The organism is Actinospineispora eucalypti, from assembly GCF_039543365.1.
GTDB lineage: Bacteria > Actinomycetota > Actinomycetes > Mycobacteriales > Pseudonocardiaceae > Pseudonocardia > Pseudonocardia eucalypti.
The window spans coordinates 56,220-78,449 of record NZ_BAABJP010000062.1 but is presented as its reverse complement, the minus strand read 5'-3'; the positions used below and the strand labels follow the sequence as shown (position 1 = coordinate 78,449).

General features: G+C 70.9%; 26 protein-coding genes. 14 read left to right on the top strand and 12 right to left on the bottom strand.

All coding sequences use genetic code 11. The features are described 5' to 3' along the window. The first annotated feature begins 61 nt into the window (after nucleotides 1–61). The 3 genes from ABEB12_RS38465 (at nucleotide 62) to ABEB12_RS38455 (ending at nucleotide 1,444) form a co-directional block, all read left to right on the top strand. Nucleotides 62–805 carry a serine hydrolase gene (locus ABEB12_RS38465; RefSeq protein WP_185062101.1) on the top strand — a complete coding sequence of 248 codons (744 nt, stop codon included), beginning with the start codon at nucleotides 62–64 and terminating at the stop codon, nucleotides 803–805. Between the two features lie 38 nt (nucleotides 806–843). Next, nucleotides 844–1,152, top strand: coding sequence for a hypothetical protein (locus ABEB12_RS38460; protein WP_185062100.1), 309 nt, complete (start codon nucleotides 844–846; stop codon nucleotides 1,150–1,152). 73 nt (nucleotides 1,153–1,225) lie between these two features. Beyond that, nucleotides 1,226–1,444: a hypothetical protein gene (locus ABEB12_RS38455; RefSeq protein WP_185062099.1), complete on the top strand. Its 219-nt coding sequence runs from the start codon at nucleotides 1,226–1,228 to the stop codon at nucleotides 1,442–1,444. 37 nt (nucleotides 1,445–1,481) lie between these two features. On the opposite strand, the gene ABEB12_RS38450 is transcribed toward ABEB12_RS38455, so the two are convergent. From ABEB12_RS38450 to ABEB12_RS38425, 6 genes are all read right to left on the bottom strand, one after another. Beyond that, on the bottom strand, nucleotides 1,482–2,480 hold the full coding sequence (locus ABEB12_RS38450) for a right-handed parallel beta-helix repeat-containing protein (protein ID WP_185062098.1): 999 nt from the start codon (nucleotides 2,478–2,480) through the stop codon (nucleotides 1,482–1,484). Between the two features lie 873 nt (nucleotides 2,481–3,353). Then, entirely contained in the window at nucleotides 3,354–3,884 is a 531-nt protein-coding gene (locus ABEB12_RS38445; protein ID WP_345703517.1) for an anthrone oxygenase family protein, read from the bottom strand. Between the two features lie 83 nt (nucleotides 3,885–3,967). Further along, nucleotides 3,968–6,430, bottom strand: a complete 2,463-nt coding sequence (locus ABEB12_RS38440; RefSeq protein WP_185062097.1) for an FtsX-like permease family protein — start codon at nucleotides 6,428–6,430, stop codon at nucleotides 3,968–3,970. Further along, a complete protein-coding gene (locus tag ABEB12_RS38435; RefSeq protein ID WP_185063027.1) occupies nucleotides 6,430–7,134 on the bottom strand; it encodes an ATP-binding cassette domain-containing protein in 705 nt (234 codons plus the stop codon). Before ABEB12_RS38435 ends, ABEB12_RS38440 begins: the two co-directional genes overlap by 1 nt. A gap of 5 nt (nucleotides 7,135–7,139) precedes the next feature. Next, nucleotides 7,140–7,682, bottom strand: a complete 543-nt coding sequence (locus ABEB12_RS38430; RefSeq protein ID WP_185062096.1) for a D-alanyl-D-alanine carboxypeptidase family protein — start codon at nucleotides 7,680–7,682, stop codon at nucleotides 7,140–7,142. Between the two features lie 200 nt (nucleotides 7,683–7,882). Continuing rightward, nucleotides 7,883–8,218 (bottom strand): hypothetical protein, encoded by a 336-nt coding sequence (locus ABEB12_RS38425; protein WP_185062095.1) that lies wholly within the window; start codon nucleotides 8,216–8,218, stop codon nucleotides 7,883–7,885. Between the two features lie 89 nt (nucleotides 8,219–8,307). Between ABEB12_RS38425 and ABEB12_RS38420 the strand changes: the two genes are divergently transcribed. Together ABEB12_RS38420 and ABEB12_RS38415 are read left to right on the top strand one after the other, a co-directional pair. After that, nucleotides 8,308–9,045 (top strand): response regulator, encoded by a 738-nt coding sequence (locus tag ABEB12_RS38420; protein WP_185062094.1) that lies wholly within the window; start codon nucleotides 8,308–8,310, stop codon nucleotides 9,043–9,045. After that, the gene (locus ABEB12_RS38415; protein WP_185062093.1) at nucleotides 9,042–10,130 is read left to right on the top strand and encodes an ATP-binding protein; all 1,089 of its coding nucleotides are present in this window, start codon (nucleotides 9,042–9,044) and stop codon (nucleotides 10,128–10,130) included. The genes ABEB12_RS38420 and ABEB12_RS38415 overlap by 4 nt, the downstream gene beginning before the upstream one ends. Here the strand turns inward: ABEB12_RS38415 and ABEB12_RS38410 are convergent. After that, a complete protein-coding gene (locus ABEB12_RS38410) occupies nucleotides 10,124–10,783 on the bottom strand; it encodes an FCD domain-containing protein (protein ID WP_185062092.1) in 660 nt (219 codons plus the stop codon). The genes ABEB12_RS38415 and ABEB12_RS38410 overlap by 7 nt on opposite strands. Nucleotides 10,784–10,896: 113 nt before the next feature. Here ABEB12_RS38410 and ABEB12_RS38405 point away from each other — a divergent pair, with 113 nt between their 5' ends. Genes ABEB12_RS38405 through ABEB12_RS38395 form a run of 3 tightly spaced genes read left to right on the top strand, consistent with a single transcriptional unit; the run spans nucleotide 10,897 to nucleotide 13,788 of the window. Beyond that, on the top strand, nucleotides 10,897–11,796 hold the full coding sequence (locus tag ABEB12_RS38405) for a fumarylacetoacetate hydrolase family protein (RefSeq protein WP_185062091.1): 900 nt from the start codon (nucleotides 10,897–10,899) through the stop codon (nucleotides 11,794–11,796). Next, nucleotides 11,793–12,542: an alpha/beta fold hydrolase gene (locus ABEB12_RS38400; protein ID WP_185062090.1), complete on the top strand. Its 750-nt coding sequence runs from the start codon at nucleotides 11,793–11,795 to the stop codon at nucleotides 12,540–12,542. The genes ABEB12_RS38405 and ABEB12_RS38400 overlap by 4 nt, the downstream gene beginning before the upstream one ends. A 25-nt stretch (nucleotides 12,543–12,567) precedes the next feature. Beyond that, nucleotides 12,568–13,788, top strand: coding sequence for an amidohydrolase family protein (locus ABEB12_RS38395; RefSeq protein WP_185062089.1), 1,221 nt, complete (start codon nucleotides 12,568–12,570; stop codon nucleotides 13,786–13,788). Here the strand turns inward: ABEB12_RS38395 and ABEB12_RS38390 are convergent. After that, nucleotides 13,785–14,228, bottom strand: a complete 444-nt coding sequence (locus tag ABEB12_RS38390) for a VOC family protein (RefSeq protein WP_185062088.1) — start codon at nucleotides 14,226–14,228, stop codon at nucleotides 13,785–13,787. The genes ABEB12_RS38395 and ABEB12_RS38390 overlap by 4 nt on opposite strands. A 39-nt stretch (nucleotides 14,229–14,267) precedes the next feature. Beyond that, nucleotides 14,268–14,666 (bottom strand): Rid family hydrolase, encoded by a 399-nt coding sequence (locus ABEB12_RS38385; RefSeq protein WP_185062087.1) that lies wholly within the window; start codon nucleotides 14,664–14,666, stop codon nucleotides 14,268–14,270. Between the two features lie 55 nt (nucleotides 14,667–14,721). On the opposite strand from ABEB12_RS38385, the gene ABEB12_RS38380 reads away from it, so the two are divergent. Beyond that, the gene (locus ABEB12_RS38380; protein ID WP_185062086.1) at nucleotides 14,722–15,387 is read left to right on the top strand and encodes a VTT domain-containing protein; all 666 of its coding nucleotides are present in this window, start codon (nucleotides 14,722–14,724) and stop codon (nucleotides 15,385–15,387) included. Here the strand turns inward: ABEB12_RS38380 and ABEB12_RS38375 are convergent, their stop codons facing one another. Next, nucleotides 15,388–16,314, bottom strand: coding sequence for a LysR substrate-binding domain-containing protein (locus tag ABEB12_RS38375; protein WP_185062085.1), 927 nt, complete (start codon nucleotides 16,312–16,314; stop codon nucleotides 15,388–15,390). It abuts the gene before it with no gap. Between the two features lie 74 nt (nucleotides 16,315–16,388). Between ABEB12_RS38375 and ABEB12_RS38370 the strand changes: the two genes are divergently transcribed. Next, on the top strand, nucleotides 16,389–17,186 hold the full coding sequence (locus ABEB12_RS38370) for an alpha/beta fold hydrolase (RefSeq protein ID WP_185062084.1): 798 nt from the start codon (nucleotides 16,389–16,391) through the stop codon (nucleotides 17,184–17,186). Between the two features lie 109 nt (nucleotides 17,187–17,295). Then, entirely contained in the window at nucleotides 17,296–18,045 is a 750-nt protein-coding gene (locus ABEB12_RS38365; protein WP_185062083.1) for a hypothetical protein, read from the top strand. Here ABEB12_RS38365 and ABEB12_RS38360 read toward each other — a convergent pair. Both ABEB12_RS38360 and ABEB12_RS38355 read right to left on the bottom strand, forming a co-directional pair. After that, nucleotides 18,038–18,787 carry a DUF1345 domain-containing protein gene (locus ABEB12_RS38360; protein ID WP_185062082.1) on the bottom strand — a complete coding sequence of 250 codons (750 nt, stop codon included), beginning with the start codon at nucleotides 18,785–18,787 and terminating at the stop codon, nucleotides 18,038–18,040. The two genes, ABEB12_RS38365 and ABEB12_RS38360, sit on opposite strands and share 8 nt — an antisense overlap. A gap of 36 nt (nucleotides 18,788–18,823) precedes the next feature. Continuing rightward, nucleotides 18,824–19,459, bottom strand: a complete 636-nt coding sequence (locus ABEB12_RS38355; RefSeq protein ID WP_185062081.1) for a TetR family transcriptional regulator — start codon at nucleotides 19,457–19,459, stop codon at nucleotides 18,824–18,826. Between the two features lie 122 nt (nucleotides 19,460–19,581). Here ABEB12_RS38355 and ABEB12_RS38350 point away from each other — a divergent pair, with 122 nt between their 5' ends. The 3 genes from ABEB12_RS38350 (at nucleotide 19,582) to ABEB12_RS38340 (ending at nucleotide 22,228) form a co-directional block, all read left to right on the top strand. Then, entirely contained in the window at nucleotides 19,582–20,334 is a 753-nt protein-coding gene (locus tag ABEB12_RS38350; protein ID WP_185062080.1) for a hypothetical protein, read from the top strand. 467 nt (nucleotides 20,335–20,801) lie between these two features. After that, entirely contained in the window at nucleotides 20,802–21,269 is a 468-nt protein-coding gene (locus ABEB12_RS38345) for a PAS domain S-box protein (protein ID WP_185062079.1), read from the top strand. Between the two features lie 74 nt (nucleotides 21,270–21,343). Further along, complete coding sequence (locus ABEB12_RS38340; protein ID WP_185062078.1) at nucleotides 21,344–22,228, top strand: phytanoyl-CoA dioxygenase family protein; 885 nt, start codon at nucleotides 21,344–21,346, stop codon at nucleotides 22,226–22,228. Nucleotides 22,229–22,230: the final 2 nt, after the last annotated feature.

The window sequence follows — 22,230 nt, the reverse complement described above, 5'->3', positions numbered from 1 at the left end:
ATGGATCAGGTATGGCGCCGGGTTCGGTCGCCCATCGCCACCGGCCGGTAGAAAGCGGGCCGTGATCACCCGACGGAAACTGCTGCACACGGTCGCCCTGGCCGGGACCTGCCTGGCCGCCGGGGTCGGCGCCGCGAGCTGCGCGCCCACCCGGTCGGCGAGCACGGTGGGTGAGCACTACGGCCTCGGGTCGATGACCGACGAGCTGACCGAGTTCCTCGACGACCGGGGCTTCTCCGGCACAGTGCTGCTTGAGCACCGCGGCTGCACCGTGGTCAGCGCCGCCTACGGCCACGCCGACCATGGCAAGCGGCCGTTCGCGGATGTGGTCCGCGACCACGTCTTCACCCCGGCGGGGATGCGCGACACCATCGTGGTGCACCCGGACACGCCCGGGACGCCGGTGGCGATCCGGTACGCCTCGGCCGGGCGGCCGGTGCGGCGGGCCGTCACCACCGGCGCCGGCGGCTACTACACCACGGTGACCGACCTGGTGGCGTTCGCGCGGGCGCTGCTGGGTCACCGCCTGCTGGACGAGCGCCACACCGACGAGGTCATCGGCGGCCGGAACGGGGTGCGCGGCGGGAGGGGCGGCCTCTACTCCTACGGCTGCTCGACCAAGACCCTCGAGGGCCACCGGGTGGTCGAGCACAACGGCGGCTCGCCCGGCGCCAACGCGTGGTTGCGGATCTATCCCGACGACGGCTTCACGCTCGCGGCCCTGTGCAACGTCCACGAGCGCGGAAGCGTCGACGGCGTCAAACCGATCGTCGACAAGGTGCAGGAACTCATCACCAAGGCCTGACCGAACCCCCGACACGACACGACGACAGGAGCTACGCCTTGACCCCCACCAACGCCGGACTGCGCTGGACCGTCCTTCTCATCGCGGTCGCCGGCGCACTCGGCACCGCCGCCTGCGGTTCCGAGCAGCGCAGAAGTCCCGCCAGCCCGGAGAACGCCGAGCAACGACAGGCCTATGCGGCCTGCCTGGCCCAGAACGGCGTCCAACTGCCGGAGCGGTCCGGCTCCGGCGGCGAGCGAGTCAAGCTCGACGCGGAGCACCCGCCGCCCGGGGTGGAACAGGCGGCATGGGACCGGGCCCGCCAGGCGTGCGCCGGCTTGGCCCCGCCGAGGCGGAAGAACGGCTGAGCAGTACCCAACCGAAGAATGGAGAATCGCAATGCCCCGTCTCTTTGCGAAGAAGCTCGCCGCGGCGACTTTCATGACCGCGGTAGCGGGTGGCGCAATGGTGGTCGGACCTGGTTCCGCGATCGCCGCCGAGCCACTCGCCACTGGCGCGGCCAGTTCGCTCGCCCCGGCCGATGACCGGCACCGTCACCGCCACTGCGACTCGGACGAGATCCGCGAGATCAGGAAGAAGTACGCCCACGACCACGAGCGGCGGCGCGTCCTGCTGCGGGAACGCGGCTGCTCGGACTGACCCGCGAGGGGACGATCTCCCGGCCGGGGCTCTCGCGTCAGGGTTCGCAGGTCGGCTCGGGGCCGACGTACCCCGGCCGGGAGCTCTGGTCCATCCCGACATGGCAGGGAATCCGGGGGTCGAGCCGGTTGCCGACCACCTTGCCCTCGGTCGAACCGATGTCGAACGCGAAGGCCTTGCGGATCGGCCCCTGGATGTCGTTGAACGCGATGGTCACGCGCTGGATGTCCTCGAGCATGACCGCCTGGTAAGCGAGCCCGGCCGCGTCGCACAGGTTGCGGCTGAAGATGATGTCGTGGCTGTGGCCGTTCCCGCTGCCCTCGCCGTCGTTCGGGCCTTCGGCGATCAGGCACTGGTTGTCGATGCGTTCACAGCGGTTGCTGTCGATCAGCACGTGGTCGCTGGGGGTGTCAGTGATCACCACGGGAGGCTTGGGGTCGCCGTCCTTGGTGTAGGTCTGCATGCAGTCGGCGTGTGCGCCGCCGGTGTTGCGCACGTTGGTGATGGTGTTGTTCAGGATGCGGATGCGGCTGCCGAAGAAGCGGATGCCGTCGTTGTCCGCGTCCCTGGGGTTGTCGATCACCATGTTGCGCAGGGTGATGTCGTTGCCCTTGACGAGCACGCCGGGCGCGGTGGCGTCGATCGAGTCGAAGTTCTCCACCACGATGTTGTCGCCGACCACCATGATGCCCTTGATCGGGCTGCCGTCGCCGGTCAACGTGACGTTCGGCTGGGCCCTGCCCTCGGTCCGGAAGACGTCCATACGCCGCTCGGAGCCGCCCACCACGCAGATCCGGTCGCCCTGCTTGGCGGCGTTGACCGCCGCGCCGGCATCCTCCGGCTTCACCCGCACGCCGCACCCGGACGGCGCGGGCACCGGCCGGTGGGCACCCTTGGCGCCCAGCGGGGTCGGGCCGAGCGGCAGGCTGCCCAGCTCCGGGACGTAGATCGGCGGCACCTCGATCGGGATCTCCGGGCCGCCCGGCACCTCCACGGCGGAAGCCGTGCCCGAGGTGAGCGCGACGACAACCGCCATGCCAAGACCGAGTTTCACAGAGGTCCGATGAAACACGCGTCCCCACATTCGACCGAGCCTGTCGACATTTCGAAGGCAGCCAGTTAGCCCAAGATCGACAGGAGATTAGCCCAGTCCCTAACGGGTGGTAGTACCGGGGGCGACGGGCACAAGGCCGGCGCCGAACATCCGCGGCCGCGCCGCGGCAAACCGGTAACGTGTTCTAAATTCCGCACGCACGTTGCGTAAGTGTCCACATGAAGTTGTTGAGCAATAAAAGAAGTACCTCTTTAGTGCCTCCTCATGTCGAATGTCACCCGGCTCTACCAGCAGGTTCGTATATAAGTGTAACGTTTATCGTTAAGCCTTGGCTAACGTCCGAACCTGTGGAGTTTCCCAGTTGCGCATCACCGAAATCTATGAGAGTGTTCCGCAATATACAACTTTCTCAACTGGATTGGCGCATGTTTGGGGTGAATCACGTCGCGTTCAACAAAGAGTTCCACAACCTCGCCGGGACCCAGTTCCCCGGCGAGTGAGTTCATCTATTACATCGCCAGCGGTGGCCATATCGCCGAGCTGCTCCGCGATCATGTTCGCCTTCTGCCCGGTGAGGAGTGCGCGTACTGCGGGAAGGTCTACCCCTGCAATATGCGTCGGGTGGCCGAGCAGGCGGTTCGGCTACTGGGCCGCCGGAGCGCGCCCCGATCGGAGCGACCGTCCAGGTCCATCGGCCGCCCGGCCTGGTGACGCCGCGCCGAACGGCTCGGTCGTACCCCCACGGACAGCTCAGCCCCGGCGGCCGTCGGGGGAGCCGGGGCTGAGCGCCCTCGCGACCTGCTGGGTCAGTACCCGGGATTTCCTGCTCGTCGGTCAGGTCGCGGGCGGTGTTGCTCAGGAAGAACTGGTGCTGGGCCGGCACCTGAGCGAGGCGTAGGCCAGCGCGGCCAGCGATGCGGTGGAGGTCAGGACGCGCACCAGGTTCCAAGAGACCCAGGTGGCCTCGTGCGCCGCCCGGACGGCGCCCAGGTCGCTGATGCGGTCCGGTGGCCCGGCGGCGTCGATGGCCTCGTTGAGCGGGATGTGCACCACCCCGGTCACCACGAAGGTGGCCGCCGCGCCCAGGAACCCGACCACCGCCCAGTGCAGTGTCGCCGACCGCGTGCCCAGGTGGAGTACGACCGCGACCAGGGCCAGCAGCGGCGCGGCGAGGAAGCTGCCGAGGAACCACGGGTTCATGAACGACACGTTGAACTGCTGCATCGCCGCGACGAAGGTGCGGTCGTCGCCCAGCGCCAGCCCGGGCATCACCCCGAAACCGAAGATGAAGTAGGTGCCGGCCTGCAGCCCCGCGGCCACCGTCGCCAGCAACAGGCCGGCGGATCTCAGCCGCCCGCGCGGTTCCGGCGTACCTCCGTTAGTCATGGCTTCAGCCAACCCGCTCGCGGCCAGACCCTCCATAGCTGAGAACCCCGGATTCATAAGCCCTCGTCCACGTGGCGCGGGTGTCAATCGAGGGACAGCCCCTCGGCCGGGGTCACCCGGGCGGCCCGGCGGGCCGGGACGACCGAGGCGAGTAGCCCGGCCAGTGCGGCGATGAGGACGACGGCGCCGAGTGACGGCCAGGGGATGTGCATGGTGGCGCGGGGGAGTGCCCGCTTCACGAATGTCTCGTAGCCGACCCAGGCGAACCCGATGCCGATCGCGGTGCCGAGCAGGGTGGCCACCACCGACAGCAGCACCGCCTCGGTGGCCAGCATCCGCCGCAGCTGGCCTCGGGTGAGCCCGAGCGCGCGCAGCAGCGCGTGCTCGCGGGCGCGTTCGAGCACGGACAGCCCCAGGGTGTTGGCGATCCCGACCAGGGCGATCGCCACGGAGATGCCGAGCAGGCCGAGCGCCGCGCCGGCCAGGATGTCTCGCTCCCGGTTCGCCGCCGCCTGGGCCTGCAGCCGGTCCTCCAGCTTCGCGCCGGCCGCATCGGCCAGCCCGTCCAGGTCGTCGACCAGCCGGAGCGGGTCGACGCCCTCGGTGGCGCGGACCCAGATGACCCTCGGTTCGGGGGCGTCGGTGAGCCGGGCCAGCGTCTCGGGCGCGACTATGCCGGCCTGCCCCCAGCCGGAGAGGGAGATGACCTTCAGCTGGGCGTGGCGGTCGTCGACGCCCACGGTGACCAGGTCACCGGGCTTGACGCGGGGGTCCACGAAGGCTCCCAGGTCGAGCCTGATCGTCCCCGGTTGCTCGATCTGGGCGAACGACCCGCCGTCGCGGGCCACCCGCGACGCGTCGGGCGCGGTGAGCAGCGGTATCGGGGTGTCGAACCCGGTGATCCGGGCCACGGCGCCGTCCACGGTGATGGCCCGCTCGACCCCGGGGGTGCGACGCACCCGGTCGAGGAGGTCGGTGGTGACCGGCTTGTCGAGCGAGGTGAGCGAGGCGTCGATGGGGTTGTGCCGGACTCGCACCTCGTCCATTCCGGCCCGCCAGGTGGCCATCCCGGTGAGCACGGCGGTCGTCAGGGTGACCCCGACCAGCAGGGCGGCGGTGGTGGCGGCGGTCCGGCGCGGGTTGCGCACGGCGTTCTCGGTCGCCAGCCGCGCGGGCGGACCCAGCAGCGCGCCGGCGACCCGGACCAGGCGGGGAACGAGCACCGGCCCGAGCAGCAGCACACCGGTGAACACCGATCCTCCGCCGGCCACCATGAACACCGTGCCGTGGCCGACAATTGCCACCGCGAGCAGGGCCAGCCCGGTGACCAACAGCAGCGCGGCGAGCGCCAGCCGGGCCCGGCCGGTGGAGGTGTGCGCGTGGAGTGCGGCCCTCGGGCGTAGCGCCGCCAGCGGGCTCACCCCGACCACCTGCCGGGTCGGCAGCCAGGACGCGACCACGGTGACGAGCAGGCCGCCGGCGAACCCGCCCAGCAGCCAGGGCACCGGCGGCGCGGGGGCGGCCAGTGGGGTGGTGAGGGCAAGGGTGTTGATCAGGGGGAGCAGGCCGTAGCCGAGCCCGGTGCCGGCCAGCGTCCCGGCCAGCGACGCGAGCACGCCGACGGCGGCCGCTTCTCGGCGTACCGAACCCAGCACCTGCCGCCGGGTCGCGCCGACGCAGCGCAGCAGGGCGAAGTCGCGCAGGCGCCCGGCGAACAGGATGGAGAACGTGTTGGCCACGACCAGGACCGAGACCACGAGCGCGACCCCGGCGAACAGCAGCATCATCAAGGTGATCATGTCCGTTTTGTTGTTGAGCCTGGTCAGGCCCTCCCTGACGTAGTCGTCCGCCCTCCACACCCGCATGCCTTCCGGGACCGGACCCACCTCCCCGCGCACCGCCACGCTGCCCACGTGGAATGTGGGCTGGTCGCGCCACCGCAGGTACTGCGGCCACGTGACGTACATCGAGGCCTGGGTCCAGGTGGTGGGGGACACCACGAGGCCGACCACTTCCAGGTCGGTCGCGGCGGCGCCCTCCCCGACCCGGATCCGCTCGCCGACCGCGACCTCCTGGGCCTGCGCGTCCCACACGTGCATCACCGCCTCGCCCGTGCGTTCCGCCCAGCGGCCCGAGACGAGCCGCTGCCAGCGCAGGTCCTCGGAGGCGGCGATCGGCCCCACGGTCGTCTCGCCCCGGCGGCCGCCCGAGCCGATCGGCGCGCCGCCTTCCCGGTGCGCCGGCAGGTTGACCCGGCCCAGCCCGGATGCGTTCTCGCCGAGGCGGTCGACGAGCTCGATCGCGTCCGAAAGGTCCAGGGTGTCGGGGCAACATGCCGGGCCCCGCGAGTGCCCGTCCTCCGGGGCCCGGACCACGTGGTCGGCGCCGCGGTACGGCGCCCCGGAGTTCTCCATGAACCCGGCGCGGGCCCCGGACGTGAGCACGCCGATCACGGCGATGAAGGCGACCGAGGCGGTCACCGCGACCGCCGCCGCGACGTAGCGGCGGGCGTAGAGGCGCAGCGACGCGCGGAAGACGGTACGCATCAGGCGATCCGCCCGTCCCGCATGGCGACCACATCGTCGGCCTGGCTCGCCGCGACCCGGTCATGGGTGACCATCACGACGGTCTGGCCGAGCTCGCGCACCGACCGGCGCAGATGCTCCAGCACCTCGGCCGAGCTGGCGCTGTCCAGGTTCCCGGTGGGCTCGTCGGCGAACAGCAGGTCCGGGCGGGTGACCAGTGCGCGGGCGATAGCGACCCGCTGCTGCTGGCCGCCGGACAGCTCCGAGGGCCGGTGGTCGAGCCGGTCGGCCACGCCGAGGGTGTCGGCGAGGGTGTGCGCGCGCTCCCGGGTGGCCTGGTCGACCGGGTCGCCGCCCAGCTCCAGAGGAAGCAGGATGTTCTGCACTGCGGTGAGCATCGGCAGCAGGTTGAACGACTGGAACACGAACCCGATGTGCTCGCGGCGGAAGATCGTGCGCGCGTCGTCGTCGAGCGCTCCGAGGTCGGTGCCGGCCACGGTGACCGTGCCGCCGGTGGCCTGGTCGAGCCCGGCCAGGCAGTGCATCAGCGTGGACTTCCCCGACCCGCTCGGCCCCATGACCGCGGTGAACCTACCCCGGGGCAGGTCGAGGTCGATCCCGCGCAGGGCGTGCACCTCGGTGTCGCCCCGGCCGTAGGTCTTGGTCAGCCCGCGCGCGCTGGCCGCCAGGATCGGCGCGGTGGCGGGCGGGGGGGTGCCGAGCATTCTGGTCACTTGCGCATCCTCGGATCGTGTGTGGGGTCGGCGTACGGGCGCGGGCAGCCGCGGCGGGCGGCGTCGGGGCGCAGTTCGAAGTGCCAGGGTTCGTTGCGGTAGATCTGGCACAGCCCGTACTCGGCGCCGTGCCGCGACAGCCAGACGGTGGCCTCGGTGGGGCCGACGTCGACGGCGTCCCCCGACACGTGCCGGGACGTGTCCGCGGTGGCCACCCATCGGGCGGCCTCCTTCGCCGTGCCGTACTTGCCGACGGCCTCGCGGAGCAGCTGGTTCTGGTACTCCCGGGAACGCCAGCCGCTGGTGACGTAGACCGTGATCCCGTCTTTCCGGGCCTCCTTCGCGGCCCGGCGCAGCGCCTTGAGCAGGCTCGGGTCGAGCTCGGCCACGGCCGGGAACTCGTCGTCGAAGACCGTCACGCCCTCGGGGACGACACCGTCGGCCTTGCCGGCGGCGCGGTCGGAGCGTGGGGCGCCGGACGAGGTCGGCCACGTCTGGTAACCGAGGACCCCGACGATCGCTGCGATGACCAAAGCCATCGCTACGAAGACCGTCGATCGCCCGGGGCGGACTGCCGCGCGGCGGGACGGAGGACGCGCGTGCCGCGCGTCGAGGATGAGCCCTACCTGGCGTCGACCGACCGCAATGGGTTGCGTCGGGAAGTGGTCGCCGAACCCGTCGTCGCCGCCGGTCGCGGCTAAATGGTCGCGGCTACGGGCCGGCGGCCAGGTCGTCCGGCTCACTTCGGGGCCTGGCCCGGGTGCGCGAGGGCGTCACACTTCTCGCTCGCGGACTTCATGTCCGGGTCGTCGCCGTAGTACAGGATGTGCCCGTTGGCGTCGGGGTCCGGGAAGTCCTGCACACCGTTCTCGCGCATGCACCTGGCGGACTCGCGGCGTTCCTTCAGCAGTACTTGCAGCTCGGCGGGGCTCGGGGCGGGCCCCTGGGGGCCCGTCCGGTCGCCGATGTCGCCGGTGGGGCCGCCGGTCGCGGCGGGTGCGGTCGAGCAGCCCGTGCCGATGAGGGCGACCAGGGCGATGGCGGTCAGGAGCCGTGCCGGTTGGCTGGAGGTCATGCCCGCAGTCAAGGCGGCGCGGTGTTGCCGGCCCGTATCCGCTTTTTGATATGCCGGCGATATGCGCCGCCTCGTAGCATCCCGGGCCTATGCGGGTGTTGATCGTCGAGGACGAACCGTTGTTGGCCGAGGCCATTCGCGATGGGCTGCGCCTGGAAGCGATCGCGGCCGACATCGCCGGTGACGGCGACACCGCCCTGGAGCTGCTGGGCTACAACGCCTACGACATCGCCGTGCTCGACCGGGACATCCCCGGGCCTTCCGGTGACGAGGTCGCCGAACGCATCGTCGCCTCCGGCCGCGGCACGCCGATCCTCATGCTCACCGCCGCCGACCGGCTCGACGACAAGGCCAGCGGGTTCGGGCTCGGCGCCGACGACTACCTCACCAAACCCGTCGAGCTCCGGGAGCTCGTGCTCCGGCTGCGGGCGCTGGACCGCCGGCGCGCCCACAACCGGCCACCCGTGCGGGAGCTCGCCGGCCTGCGTCTGGACCCGTTCCGCCGCGAGGTCTACCGCGCCGGCCGGTACGTCGCGCTCACCCGCAAACAGTTCGCCGTGCTCGAGGTCCTCGTGGCCGCCGAAGGCGGGGTAGTCAGCGCCGAAGATCTCCTGGAACGAGCCTGGGACGAGAACGCCGACCCCTTCACCAACGCCGTGCGCATCACCGTCTCGGCCCTGCGCAAACGCCTCGGCGAACCCGCGATCATCACCACCGTCGCCGGCGCCGGCTACCGCATCGAGACCGAGCGAAGCTTGGCGGAGCGAGCAGACGACACCGAGCGAAGCTTGCCGGAGCGAGCAGACGACAGCGAGGAGAGACCGTGAACCGGCAACCCGGTTTGAGCGTCCGCCTCAAACTCACCCTCAGCTACGCCGGGTTCCTCATGCTCGCCGGTGCCCTGCTGCTCACCGCCGCCTGGGTGTTCCTCATGCGGGACGCGTCCGCCCGCGTGTTCGTGCCCTACCTCCCCGACCTGCTGCGCGCCTTCGACCCGACCAACTACGGCCCGGTCATCTTCGGGCAGGCGGCCGCGGCGGTGCTGGCGTTCCTGCTGGTGTTCGGCCTGGTGGGCGGTTGGTTCCTGGCCGGCCGCATGCTCGCCCCGCTGACCCGCATCGCCGATGCCACCCGCGTGGCCGCGAACGGGTCGCTCTCCCACCGGATCCGGCTACCGGGGCGCCGCGACGAGTTCCGCGAGCTCGCCGACGCCTTCGACACCATGCTCGGGCGGCTCGAGGCGCACGTGGCCGAACAGCGGCGGTTCGCCGCCAACGCCTCCCACGAACTGCGCACCCCGCTGGCGATCACCCAGACACTCCTCGACGTGGCCCGCAACGACCCGAACCCCGACGCCGGCGAGCTCGTCGACCGCCTCTACGCCGTGAACACCCGAGCGATCGACCTCACCGAAGCGCTGCTCCTGCTCAGCCGGGCCGACCAGCGGTCCTTCACCCGCGAACCCGTCGACCTGTCCCTCATCGCGGAAGAAGCCACCGAAACGCTCCTCCCCCTCGCGGAGAAGCACGGCGTCACCATCGAGACCTCCGGCGACATCACCCCCACCACCGGCTCACCCGCGCTCCTGCTGCAGCTGACCACGAACCTCATCCACAACGCGATCGCCCACAACCAGTCGGACCAGGGCGCCGTGTGGGTGACCACCAGCGTTTACCCCAAGTGCGTGGTGCTCACCGTCGAGAACACCGGCGAGAAGCTCACGCGGGAGTTGGTTTCCACGCTGGCCGAGCCGTTCCAGCGCGGCACCGAACGCATCCGCACCGACCATGCGGGTGTCGGCCTCGGCCTGGCGATCGTCAAGACCATCACCCAGGCCCACGACGGAACCCTCACCCTCGCCCCCCGCGCCGCCGGAGGACTCCGCGTCACGGTGCAACTACCCGCTCAGTGACGTCCCAGGAGACTGTCCGAGACGTGTTGCAGGTGGACGCGCATGTTCTCCCCGGCGCCTTGCGGGTCCCGGTCGAGCAGCGCGGACACGATCGCGGTGTGCTCCTCGTGGTAGCAGAGGCGCAGCTCGGGGGTGGAGGTTCGCCGCTTGAGGCTGCCCCACACCGGGAGCGCGCGGGCGGTGTTCATCACCTCGAACATGTTCATCAGCAGCCCGTTGTGCGCGGCGGCCGCGATGGCCCGGTGCAGCTTGGCGTCCCACCGCTCGAAACTCTCGAAGCTGTCGGCGCCGGCGCCGCCCTGTAGGCACTCGGAGATGCGGTCCAGGTCGGCCTGGGTGGCCACGCGCGCGGCCAGCGTGGCCACCTGCGGTTCCAGCAGTTGCCGCACCTGCATGATTTCGGCCGGGCTGGTGTTGGCCGGCGCGCCGTCGGAGCGCAGGGGTGCGGTGTCGGACAGGAAGGTGCCCCGTCCGACCTGGCGGATCACGGTGCCCTCGCGCTCCAGGGAGTCCAGTGCGCGCCGGACCGCGCTGCGGGGCGCGTCGAGCAGGCGCACCAGGTCCCGCTCCGGGGGCAGCTTGGCGCCGGGTGTGAAGGCGCCGCGTTCGCCGCCCTCGGCGAGCAGGGCGCGCAACGAGCGCTCCACGGTCATGGCGCGGAGTGTAGCTCAGCTGGGACCAATCGAGACCAATTAGCCAAATTTGCGGGCAGAGCGTACGGTTCAGGCCAGTCAGATTGGTCGTAATTGGTCACGATTGGTTCCGAATGAAGCTGGTGACGTTCTCCGCCGGTGACGCGGACCGGGTGGGCGTGGTCGACGCCGAGGCCGGCCTGGTGCGCGATGTCGGTGCGCTCCTCCCGCCGGGGGCCGGGTTGCTGGAAGTGATCGAGCTGTGGCCCACTGTCGGGCCGGTGCTGGCGGCGCGGGTCGCCGGGCAGCCGTCGATCCCGCTGGCCGAGGTGACGCTGCGCGCGCCGATCCCGGTGCCCCGGCGCAACCTGTTCTGCGTCGGCAAGAACTACCGCGACCACGCCGCCGAGTTCGGCCGCAGTGGTTACGACACGCCCAGCCGGTCCGAGGCCCTGCCCGAGCGGCCGATCATGTTCAGCAAGGCCACCACCTCGGTGGTCGGCCCGGACGCGGTGATCGACCCGCACCCGGGGGTCACCAGCGAGCTGGACTACGAGGGCGAGCTGTGCGTGATCATCGGCCCGGGCGGCCGGGGCATCACCCGGGAGAACGCGTACCAGCACGTCTGGGGCTACACCGTCCTCAACGACGTCACCGCCCGTGACCTGCAGCGGGACCACAAGCAGTGGCTGCTGGGCAAGTCGCTGGACACGCATTGCCCGATGGGGCCGTACGCGGTGACCGCCGACGAGATCACCGACATCACCGCCTGCGAGCTGTGCACCGAGGTGAACGGTGAAACGCGCCAGCGAGCCCCGGTCAAGGACCTCATCTTCGACATCCCCGAGCTGATCGCCACGCTGTCCGCCGGCATCACGCTGCTGCCGGGCGATCTGATCGCCACCGGCACCCCGGCCGGCGTGGGTATCGGCTTCGACCCACCCAGGTTCCTGGCCCCGGGAGACCTGGTCGAGATCACCATCACCGGACTGGGCCGACTGGCCAACCGCGTCGGAGGAGTGGAGAAGACATGAAGGGACTCGCGGTTGAGGTGGACGGGCAGGGGCCCGCGGTGCTGTTCGTGCACGGCCTCGGCGGCACCAGCAACTTCTACCAGGTACAGGCCGACGCGCTGGCCGACCGGCACCGGGTGATCCGGGTGGACTCGGCCGGCGCGGGCCGTTCCCCGGCCACCGACGGGATCAGCATCGAGTCGCACGCGGACGACCTGGCGGCCGTGCTGGACGAGCTGGGGGTGGACACGGCCGCCGTGGTCGGGCACTCCATGGGCACCCTGGTGGCCCGGGCGCTGGCCGCTCGCCATCCGGCCCGGGTGAACGCGTTGGCGCTGCTCGGCGCGGTGGCGCCGCCCACCGACGCGGTGCGCAAGGCGCAGCGGGACCGGGCCGCGCTGCTGCGCGCCGAGGGCACCGCCGCCGTCGCGCCCGGCGTGGTGGCCAACGCCCTGTCCGAGGCCACCCGGCGGGACCGCCCGGAGGTGGCGGCGTTCGTCCGCGAGCTGGTCATGCGGCAGGACCCGGAGGGCTACGCCCGCAACTGCGAGGCGCTTGCCGCCGCCACCGACCCCGGACCGGTCCCCGGCTCGCTGCCGTTGCTGCTGATCACCGGCGACGCCGACAAGGTGGGTCCGCCCGAGGTCAGTTACGGCCTGGCCGATGCCCACGGCGACGCCGCGGTGCACGTGCTGCCGGGCGTCGGGCACTGGACCGCCCTGGAGGCCGCGGGCCCCACCACCGACCACCTGATCAAGTTCCTGTGACCCTCAACGTGGAGGAGTGGCAGCCATGGCCGCTAGCAAGGTGTTGTTCCGTGACGTGACCATCCTCGACTCCACCGGTGCCGGCCCGTACCGGGGCGAAGTACTGGTGGAGGACGACCGCATTGCCGCCGTCGGCACCGTCGGGCCGGGCGTGGACGCCCGGGTGATCGAGGGCCGGGGCCGCACGCTGATGTCCGGGCTGTGCGACGCGCACACCCACTTCAGCTGGAACAACTCCGCCGACCTGGACGGTCTCGGCACCATGCCGGTGGAGGAGCACCTGCTGTTCTGCCTCGAGTCGGCGAAGACCTACCTGGACTCCGGCTACACCATGTGCCTGGGCGCGGCGTCGGCCAAGGACCGGCTGGACGTGGTCTGCCGGGACGCGATCAACGCCGGGCGCATCCCCGGCCCCCGGTACCTGGCCAACGGACCGGAGATCGCCGTCACTGGCGGCGCGCTGATCAAGTCGATCACCAAGTTCGCCGACGGCCCGGAGGGCATGCGCAAGGCGGTCCGCGAGCTGATCGACCTAGGCGTGGACCAGATCAAGCTGTCCATGACCGGCGAGGAGATCACCGGTACCCAGCGGGCCGAGGACACCTACTTCTCCGACGAGGAGACCGCCGCCTGCGTGGCCGAGGCGCACCGGCGGGGGAAGCGGGTGTGCGCCCACGCGCGCAGCGCGGAGAGCGTGAAGATGTGCCTGCGCAACGGGGTGGACATCATCTATCACGCCAGCTTCACCGACGAAGAGGGCATGGACATGCTGGAGGCGGCCAAGGACTGGGTGTTCGTCGCGCCCGGGATCAACTGGCTGGTCGCCACCCTCTATGAGGCCGAGGCCTTCGGCTTCCCGCAGGCGGCCGCCGAGGCGGTCGGTTACAAGCGGGAGCTGGAGATCGCCACCGAGGGTCTGCGGGAGATGCACCGGCGGGGCGTCAAGCTGCTGCCCGGTGGGGACTACGGCTTCGCCTGGACCCCGCACGGCACCTACGCTCGGGACCTGCAGCACTTCGTGGAGCGGCTGGGCTTCACCCCGATGGAGGCGATCACCTCGGCCACCGCCTGGGGCGGGGAGATCATGCTGCGCCCGCACGAGCTGGGCAAGGTGGCCCCCGGTTACCTGGCCGATCTGCTGCTGGTGGACGGCGACCCGCTGGCCGACATCACCGTGCTGCAGGACCACGACCGCCTGCACTACATCATGAAGGACGGCCGGTTCCACAAGGAGAACGCGGCCTAGTCCAGGCAGAACTCGTTGCCCTCGGGGTCGGCCATGACGATGTGGCCGGCCCCCAGTGGGGGTTCCGGTTCGTGGCGTTCCAGCCGCGTGGCGCCGAGCCCGACCAGCCGCTCCGCCTCCGCCTCCAGCGCCGCCATCCGCGCGTCGCCCTGCCGGCCGGGGGCGGCCCGCACGTCGACGTGCAGGCGGTTCTTGGCCACCTTGGGCTCCGGCACCCGCTGGATGAAGACGCGGGGGCCGGTGCCGTCCGGGTGCACCAGGGCCGAGGCGTCGTTGCGCCGCTCGGGCGGGACGCCGAACGCCTCCAGGGCCTGGTCCCAGGTCTCGAAGCCTTCGGGCGGTGGCTGCACCCGGTAGCCGAGGACCTCGGCCCAGAACGCCGCCAACCGGGCGGGGTCGGCGCTGTCGAAGGTGATCTGCACGTCGCGGACTGGACTCATGGCACCAGCTTCCCGCACCGGGCGGACAATTTCGGGCCGTCAGGCAGTCGGAACCACGGCCACGGCTTCCACCTCGACCAGCCAGTCCGGGTGGAACAGTGCCTTGACGACCACGCCGGTCGCGCTGGGCAGGGCGGAGTCGTCGAACGGGTCGAGACGGCGCAACACCGCCGGATCGCCTCCGTCCCTGAGGAAGGTGGTCCGCTTCACCACGTGTTCCAGCCCGGCGCCCTCCGAGGCGAGCACGGCGCGCAGGTTGGCGAACACCTGCCCGGCCTGCGCGGCCAGGTCGTCCCGGCCGACCAGCTCGCCGTCGCCGTTCACCGCGACCAGCCCGGAGACGAACAGCAGCGCGGCGATGCCGAGGTCGACCCGCACGACCTGGCTGTACCGGGCGACCGGGGGAGCGTCCGGCGGGTTGTGTCGACTGATCATCATGGTCGGTGAGCATGCCAGTTCGGGCGCGGCCGGCCGGCTGATTTAGTCTGCGGGCATGGGCCTGGGTTTCCCGCGCGGGACGGGGCGGGAGCCGGTGGTGCGCCGGGGCGCCCGGCCCTATCTGCTCGCGGCCCTGGTCCTCGCCTGCGTCGCCGCGGCGCTGCTGACGCCGGTGCCCGGTCCGGCCCGGCTGCGCGAGCTGGCCGAGGCGACCGGCCCGGCGATGCCGCTGGTGTTCTTCGCGGTGTACGCGCTGTGCGTCACCTTCCCCATGCCGCGCACCGCGTTCAGCCTGGCCTCCGGGTTGCTGCTGGGCAACGCGCTGGGCGTGCTGGTGGCCATGGCGGGAACCGCGTTGGCGGCCCTGTTGGGATTCCTGCTGGCCCGACGGCTGCGCGGCGACCTGATGCTGCGCTACCGCGACCGGCTGCCCGTCCAGGCGGTGGACCAGCGGATCACCGCGTCCGGTGCGCTCGGGATCACCTCGCTGCGGTTGATCCCGGTGATCCCGTTCGCCCCGCTGAGCTACTGCTGCGGGGTCTCCTCGGTCCGGCTGCGCCCCTACCTGGTGGGCAGCGTGGTCGGCAGCCTGCCCGGCACCGTCGCCGTGGTGACCCTGGGCGACGCGCTGGCCGGGTCCACCCCGTTGCCGCTGGTCGCCTGCTACGCGGCGTGCGCGCTGCTCGGTGGGGTAGGCGTCTACCGGATGGCGCGCGGGTAGCTATCTGGCCTTGGGCACCCGGCCCAGCGCCGGGCGCACCACCGGCGTGTTCTCCGCCAGGAAGTCCCAGAGCCGGCCCGCGACCGGACCGTGCGGCCGGTCCCGCCGGCGGGCCGCGACGAGCTCCTCGGTCACCCCGGGAAAGTGCCGGCCGGCGATGGAGAGCAGGCGCCGGTCCTTCAGCTCGGCCTCGATGAGGAACCGGGGCAGGTGTCCCCATGCCATGCGACGCAGGATCAGCTCCTTCTTCATGAGGTGGTCCGGCACCGAGCATTGGGGCGCACCCTCCACCAGGAAATGGCCCGGCTCGGCGGGCCGGTGCGCGGTGTCGCGGATCAGGCACTGGGTGAACGCCCGGATCCGTTGGGGCGTGATGTCGGCCGTGGGCTCGAAGGGCAGGAAGCCCGGAGCCACCACCGGCACCATGGCCACCCGGCCGAGGTCGATCCACTCCATCCGCACGTCACTCTTCGGCACCCGGTGCACGATGAGGTCGGCCTCGTCCTCCAGCAGCCGCTCCCACGGGCCGGTGACCGCCTCGAACTGTAGGTGCAGCCGGGTCTGCGGGCAGCCGGCGAAGAACCGGCCGAGCAGCTCGAGCACCGGCGGCAGAGGGCACAGGTCGCCGAGCACCACCCGCAGCTCGGCCTCCTCGCCGATGGCCAGCTGTTCGGCGTAGGTGTGCAGCTCGTCGGCCTGGTTCAGCAGCAGGCGCGCCCGGTGGTGGAACACCCGGCCGGCTTCGGTGAGGCGTACCCGGTAGCCGGAGCGGTCCAGCAGCGCCAGGCCGAGCTGGTGTTCGAGCTTGCCGACGGCGGCGAAGACTGACGGGTGCGAGCGGTGCAGCCGCTCGGCGGCGGCCTGGAAACCGCCGGCGGTCACCACGGCGTCGAAGCACTGCAGCTCGTGCAGCGTGAAGTCAGGCATTGTCGGGCAAGACTACAAGGTCTGTCCGATCTTTGTAATGGAAATCGGACGCGCGGCCGCCGAGCATGGACGTCATGGAAACCTCCTTCATCACCACCGGCGACGGTGTCCGGATTGCCTACCGCTTCGACGGCCCCAGCGAACTGCCCGTGTTGTTGCTGTCCAACTCGATCGGCACCGACCTGCACATGTGGGACGCCGAGGTCCCCGCGCTGTCCGAGCATTTCCGGGTGCTGCGCTACGACGGGCGCGGCCACGGCGACTCCGGCGTGCCCACCGGTGCCTACTCGGTGGACCGCCTGGGCCGGGACGTTCTCGAGCTGCTGGACGCGCTGGGCCTGCGGCGGGTGCACCTGCTCGGGCTGTCCCTCGGCGGGTTCGTCGGGCAGTGGCTGGGCATCCACGCTCCGGAGCGCGTGGACCGCCTGGTGCTCGCCAACACCGCTGCCCACGTCGGTCCGCCCGAGTACTTCGACGGCGCCATCGCCGAGCTGCTGGCCGCCCCGGACATGGACGCCACCGCGGAGACGTTCCTGCGGAACTGGTTCCCCGCGCAAATGCTGGAAACCGACAATCCGGCGGTCGAGGCGTTCCGCCGGACGCTGCGCGCCACGAAGCGGGAGGGGGTGGCCGGCAGCTGGGCGGCGGTGCGCGACGCCGACCTGCGCCGGACCATCTCGCTGATCGGCAGCCCGACCCTGGTCATCGCCGGGGAGCACGACACCGTCACCTCCGCCGAGCACGGCAAGGAGATCGCCGCCGGCATCCCCGGCGCACGGCTCAGGGTGCTGCCGGCGGTGCACCTGTCGAACGTGGAACAGCACGAGGCGTTCCTGGACGCGGTTGTAACCTTCCTCAAGGAGCCGGCCTGACGCGCGCAAATCCGGCGACGCCGGAGGAGTCGGTGGCGTACAGTCGATAGTTCGTCACCTACTGTTTACCGAGAGGCCATCTTTTGTTCCGCTTCGACGATGTGGTCGAGTGACCGGTAAGCCCTGGGCCGAGCTCCCCGCAATGATGGCCCGGGCCGGCAAGCTGGACCGGATCGAGCTGAAGATCCAGCTCGCCGCCGCCGGGCGCAGCCAGGACGACCTGGCGGACGCGCTCGGCGTGGTGGACCGCGAGACGCAGGCCCGGCAGATCTACTACTTCGACCGCCCGGATCTGGCGCTCTACCGCGAGGGCATCGTCACGCGGGCGCGGGTCAAGACGGCGGGGCAGGCGGATCTGGTGTGCAAGCTGCGGCTGCCCCGGTCCCGCCGGCTGCCCTCCTCGGTGCGCCGGCTGTCCCGGCTGAACCTCGAGCTGGACGCGTTGCCGCACCACACCCTGTGGTGCGCGTCGGTGAAGGAGCAGGTCAAGGCGACCAGCGTGCGAAAGCTGTGCGAGCGCCGCCGGACCTGGAGCGATCTGTGCTCCGACGAGCAGCGGCTGTTCCTGCGCTCGTTGCTGGCCGACTCGCTGGACATCGACAACCTCCGGAACTTCGGGCCGATCTCGGTGCGCAAGCTGACCGGGCGGGTGCCGAAGCTCGGTGAGCTCGGCCTGGAGTCCTGGCTGTTCCCCAACGGCGAAACCCTGGTGGAGCTGTCCACCAAGTGCCGGCCGGAGCGGGCCGGCCGGGTGGCCCGCCAGGTGCGGCGCCTGCTCGAGGCCGGCGCCGTGGCCCTGTCGCCCCGCCAGGGCACCAAGACCGAGTTCGCGTTGCGCCGGCGGGCCCGGGCTACTTGAGGATGTTGACCGCCCGGGCGATCACCAGCGCCACGGTGACCAGCGAGACCAGCGACTGGGCCAGCATGGTGAGCTTCGCCCAGCGGGTCCACGGCATCACGTCGGTCGGGCTGAACGCGGTGGCGTTGGTGAAGGACAGGTACAGGTAGTCCACGAAACCGGGCTCCCAGTCGTTCGGGGCCAGCTCCGGGGACGCCATCTGGGGGAACTGGAAGTCCGGGTTGCGCCGGCGGGCGTGGGCGCGGGCGGCGGGTCCGCCCCGGTCGAACTGCCAGTACCACAGGGCGAACGCGATGATGTTGGTCAGCCAGATCGCGGCGCCGGTGGACAGCAGTGGGCCGGCCTCCTCGCCGGCCCTCCCGGTGACCAGCTCGGCGGCGAGCAACGCGGCCGACCACGCGGTGGCCAGGCTGAGCAGGGCGGTCAGGCTGAGGCTGGCGACGCGCAGCCTCGGCGACTCGCGGTGGAACCGGTTCGGCGCCGCGACGACCAGCCCGGCCAGCACCGCCAGCTCCAGGCCGGGCAGCAACCACTTGGACATCAGGGTCAGGCGATCCGGCAGGGCGAGCTGCAGCCCGATCGCCAGGACGATCGCGGCGGTGGCCGGCCACCGGCTCTCCCCTTCGGTTGCCCGCAGCCATGCGGGCGGGTGCACCTGGCCGCTGTAAAGCTGTTCCACCCGGGTCAGCTCCTCCCGCACGGCGTGCAGCCGGTGCAGGTGTTCGGCCTCCGGAACTTCCATCTGTGGCTCCTCGGCGGGACGGATCGGCGGGACGGTTCAGCCGGCCCGGTGTGCGATGCCGTGCAGCAGCATCTGGGTCAGCTCGTTGATCTGGCGGGACTTGCCGGGCCGGCGCTCGTGACCGGGGAACAGCCAGTCGTCGAGCAGCAGCAGGGACATCACCGAACCGCAGGCGACGGCGACGGTGAGCGGCGGGTCCAGGTGCTGGTAGTCGCGGGGTTCGCCGTGCTGCAGCAGGATCCGGCGCATCACCCGCAGCCCGTCGGCGAAGTGCTCGCTGAACTCGGCCGAGATGCGTTCCAGCTCCCGGTCGGCCCCCTGGACCCGGGCCGCGACCAGCGTGCGCAGCAGGTCACGGTGGTCCTCGACGACCGCGTAGAACCCTTTGACGAACGAGCGGGTGATGACCAGGGCGTCGGTGGACGAGGGCGGCCTGCGGTCCCAGGATGCCGCCCAGTCGGTGACGAACTCGGTGAACGGCTTGAGGATCGCCGCTTCGAACAGCCCGGCCTTCGAGCCGAAATGACGGAACAGCACGGGCTCGCCGACGCCGGACTCATCGGCGATCTGCTTGGTGGTGGTGCCGTGGTAGCCCTGCGCGGTGAACAGCCGGTGCGCGGTCTTCAGCAGCAGCTCCTGGTTCTCACTCGGGCCGCGCCTGGTACGCCTCATGCCGATCACGATACTCATCCCGATGGTGTGAGTGACGCTAACGTCTGACGAAAGTGCCACTTGCGTTCAAGGTGCCGTGCTGCCTACCCTCTCAAGCGCGGCACGTCTCCCAGGAGGAGCGGATGACCATGCAGACCGAGATGAACACGCGGGTGGTCAAGGGGTTCCTGTGGACCGGGCCGGTGCTGGTGGCCGCGCTGGTCGTGGCGCAGGGGCTGCTGATGCAATTCATCCCCGGGCCTTCGCCGGCGCTGAGCCCGGAGCAGCTGGCCGCGCGGTTCATGGAGCGGCGCACCGAGATCCAGATCGGCTCGGTGCTGCAGTGCATCTGCTGGTCGTTCTGGGCCACCTGGGCAATCGCGGTGACCCTGTTCATCCGCAAGATGGAGCGCGGCTACCCGATCCTGACCTACGCCTCGATCGCCCTGGTCGGCGGCGGCTACGTGTTCTTCATCCTGATCCCGATGACCTGGGCGGTGTGCGCGTTCCGGGTAGACACCCTGGACCCGAGCATCATCCAGGTCATGAACGACTGGGTGTGGTTCGACTGGCTGTTCACCTGGCCCCCGTTCAGCATCTGGATGATCGTCATCGCGCTCGCCATCTTCAACGACCACAACGTGCCCACCCTCTACCCGCGCTGGGTGGCCTACCTGAACCTGTGGTCGGCGGTGCTCATCTTCCCGGCCGGCCTGATCGTGTTCTTCAAGACCGGCCTGTTCGCCTACGACGGCATCGGCGCGTTCTGGCTGCCGGTGGTGGTGTTCTTCGGCTGGATCTGCGTGATGACGGTGACCACCTTCCAGGTCGTCAACAAGGTCGACCGGCAGCTCTCCGCGGGACCGGCGGCGACGCCGGCGCCGACGGCTGCTTAGCACCCTTACCGGGGATCCGGCGGATTAGAGATCGGCTTGGACGGCGCGGGCTGGGCAGTCTGCCGCAGCTCGGGCGGCGCCCATTGCATCTGGCGATCGATGCGGTTTCCGCTGGGCTTGACCCACGCTCCGGCCGTTTCGGCCCGCCCTGCCGCGGTTCCCGTCACGGCTGCCAGCCTTGCTACGGGGTGTGACCGGTGTCGGTCGGGTTCGGTACCCCTGGCTCATCGAAGTCGACACCGTTCTGGTTTTTTCCGGATCGAACCAGAGTGGTGTCGCACTCGATGAGGGCTGGCCGTGGAGTTGCCCGTGCAGGCTCGGCCGTTGGCAACGCTGCGTGACGAAGACCGCGACACCCGGGAGACCGTTCAGCCCGCGCTGTCCGAGCCGTCTTCCGGCCGCCGGCCGGGTCCGTCACCGCACGGGCCAGGCCTGCACAGCCTTGCGTGCGAACGTAGCGTCGGTATATGCCAGAGCAGAGCAGCCCGGCGCCCGAGCTCGCGGACCTCATCGGGTCGGCCGTGCTGTCCAGTCCCGCCGACGCGATCATTGCGACGGACCGCGAGGGGATCATCAGGTTCTGGAACCCGGGGGCGGAGCGGATCTTCGGCTTCGGCCGCGCCGAGGCGGTCGACCGCTCGCTCGACCTGGTCATCCCGGAGCGCCTGCGCGCCGCGCACTGGCGTGGCTACGAGCAGGTGATGCGCACCGGCGTGAGCCGGTACGGCGACGGCGACCTGCTGAGCGTTCCCGGCCTGACCAAGTCGGGCGCGCGCATCTCGGTGGAGTTCACCATCGTGCCAGTGGTGGACGCCGACGGCCGGGTCGCCGGCATGGCGGCGATCATGCGGGACGTCACGGCGAAGTACGAGGAGCTGAAGGCGCTGCGCCGCAAGCTGGCCGGGGCCTCGGAGTCAAAACCAAACGACGCTTGACAACCCCGCGCGGCGTCGCCCATGCTCGAACTTGGTCGTTCGACCAAGATGGTCATCGGCGGGAGGATCTGGGGATGGCCGCACCGAGCACGGCCGTGCGTTCGATGGCGCGGGACGCCTCTGTGGACGAGGTTTGCGCCGCGTTGGACGCCGAGGGCGTGGTGATCCTGGAGGAGTTCGCCGACGAGCAGACCCTGCGCGGGTTGTGGGCCGACCTGGAACCGAGGTTCGAGGCCCAGGAGTGGGGCGAGGAGGGCTTCATCGGGAACCGGACCCGCCGGGTGTGCTCGCTGTTCGCCAAGACCATGCACTCCGCCACCTTGATCAAGGAGCGCCGGTTCTACGGCGCCGCCGAGTATTTCCTGCGCCGGCCGGTGTCCACCTGGATCAACGACGAGCGGATCGAGCTGACCCCGTCCATGCAGGTCGGGTTCGGCCAGGGCATCCAGATCTGGCCCGGTGAGACCGTGCAGGGCCTGCACCGGGACGACGTCGTGCACCTCAACCGCCACCCCGGACCGGAGACCCGGCTGGTGGTGATGGTGGCGCTGAGCGACTTCACCGCCGAGAACGGCGGCACCTGGGTGGTGCCCGGCAGCCACCGGTGGGACGACGACCGGGGGCCGAAGCTGGAGGAGGCCGTGCCCACCCAGATGGCCGCCGGCTCGGCCGTGGCCTGGCTGGGCAGCACCTTCCACTGCGGCGGGCCCAACAACTCCGGCGGCCCGCGCACCGGGGTGGCCTTCGGCCTGGACAGCGCCAACGTGCGGCAGGAGGAGAACCAGTACCTGGCCGTCCCGCTGGAGGTGGTGCGCCAGTACCCGGAGGACATCCAGCGCCTGCTCGGCTACGACGTCGCGCCGCCGTTCCTGGGCTACGTGGAGCTGGCCGACCCGCACGACCTGCTGCACGGCCAGCGCGAACAGCTCGGCATGGCGGGCCTGCTCAACGTACGCTGACC

Coding starts and splice junctions, on each gene's coding strand:
- ABEB12_RS38455 (WP_185062099.1), top strand. CDS start 1,226: ATGACCGCGGTAGCGGGTGGCGCAATGGTGGTCGGACCTGGTTCCGCG.
- ABEB12_RS38450 (WP_185062098.1), bottom strand. CDS start 2,480: ATGGCGGTTGTCGTCGCGCTCACCTCGGGCACGGCTTCCGCCGTGGAG.
- ABEB12_RS38445 (WP_345703517.1), bottom strand. CDS start 3,884: ATGACTAACGGAGGTACGCCGGAACCGCGCGGGCGGCTGAGATCCGCC.
- ABEB12_RS38440 (WP_185062097.1), bottom strand. CDS start 6,430: ATGCGTACCGTCTTCCGCGCGTCGCTGCGCCTCTACGCCCGCCGCTAC.
- ABEB12_RS38435 (WP_185063027.1), bottom strand. CDS start 7,134: ATGCTCGGCACCCCCCCGCCCGCCACCGCGCCGATCCTGGCGGCCAGC.
- ABEB12_RS38430 (WP_185062096.1), bottom strand. CDS start 7,682: ATGGCTTTGGTCATCGCAGCGATCGTCGGGGTCCTCGGTTACCAGACG.
- ABEB12_RS38425 (WP_185062095.1), bottom strand. CDS start 8,218: ATGACCTCCAGCCAACCGGCACGGCTCCTGACCGCCATCGCCCTGGTC.
- ABEB12_RS38420 (WP_185062094.1), top strand. CDS start 8,308: ATGCGGGTGTTGATCGTCGAGGACGAACCGTTGTTGGCCGAGGCCATT.
- ABEB12_RS38410 (WP_185062092.1), bottom strand. CDS start 10,783: ATGACCGTGGAGCGCTCGTTGCGCGCCCTGCTCGCCGAGGGCGGCGAA.
- ABEB12_RS38405 (WP_185062091.1), top strand. CDS start 10,897: ATGAAGCTGGTGACGTTCTCCGCCGGTGACGCGGACCGGGTGGGCGTG.
- ABEB12_RS38400 (WP_185062090.1), top strand. CDS start 11,793: ATGAAGGGACTCGCGGTTGAGGTGGACGGGCAGGGGCCCGCGGTGCTG.
- ABEB12_RS38395 (WP_185062089.1), top strand. CDS start 12,568: ATGGCCGCTAGCAAGGTGTTGTTCCGTGACGTGACCATCCTCGACTCC.
- ABEB12_RS38390 (WP_185062088.1), bottom strand. CDS start 14,228: ATGAGTCCAGTCCGCGACGTGCAGATCACCTTCGACAGCGCCGACCCC.
- ABEB12_RS38385 (WP_185062087.1), bottom strand. CDS start 14,666: ATGATGATCAGTCGACACAACCCGCCGGACGCTCCCCCGGTCGCCCGG.
- ABEB12_RS38380 (WP_185062086.1), top strand. CDS start 14,722: ATGGGCCTGGGTTTCCCGCGCGGGACGGGGCGGGAGCCGGTGGTGCGC.
- ABEB12_RS38375 (WP_185062085.1), bottom strand. CDS start 16,314: ATGCCTGACTTCACGCTGCACGAGCTGCAGTGCTTCGACGCCGTGGTG.
- ABEB12_RS38370 (WP_185062084.1), top strand. CDS start 16,389: ATGGAAACCTCCTTCATCACCACCGGCGACGGTGTCCGGATTGCCTAC.
- ABEB12_RS38360 (WP_185062082.1), bottom strand. CDS start 18,787: ATGGAAGTTCCGGAGGCCGAACACCTGCACCGGCTGCACGCCGTGCGG.
- ABEB12_RS38355 (WP_185062081.1), bottom strand. CDS start 19,459: ATGAGGCGTACCAGGCGCGGCCCGAGTGAGAACCAGGAGCTGCTGCTG.
- ABEB12_RS38350 (WP_185062080.1), top strand. CDS start 19,582: ATGACCATGCAGACCGAGATGAACACGCGGGTGGTCAAGGGGTTCCTG.
- ABEB12_RS38345 (WP_185062079.1), top strand. CDS start 20,802: ATGCCAGAGCAGAGCAGCCCGGCGCCCGAGCTCGCGGACCTCATCGGG.
- ABEB12_RS38340 (WP_185062078.1), top strand. CDS start 21,344: ATGGCCGCACCGAGCACGGCCGTGCGTTCGATGGCGCGGGACGCCTCT.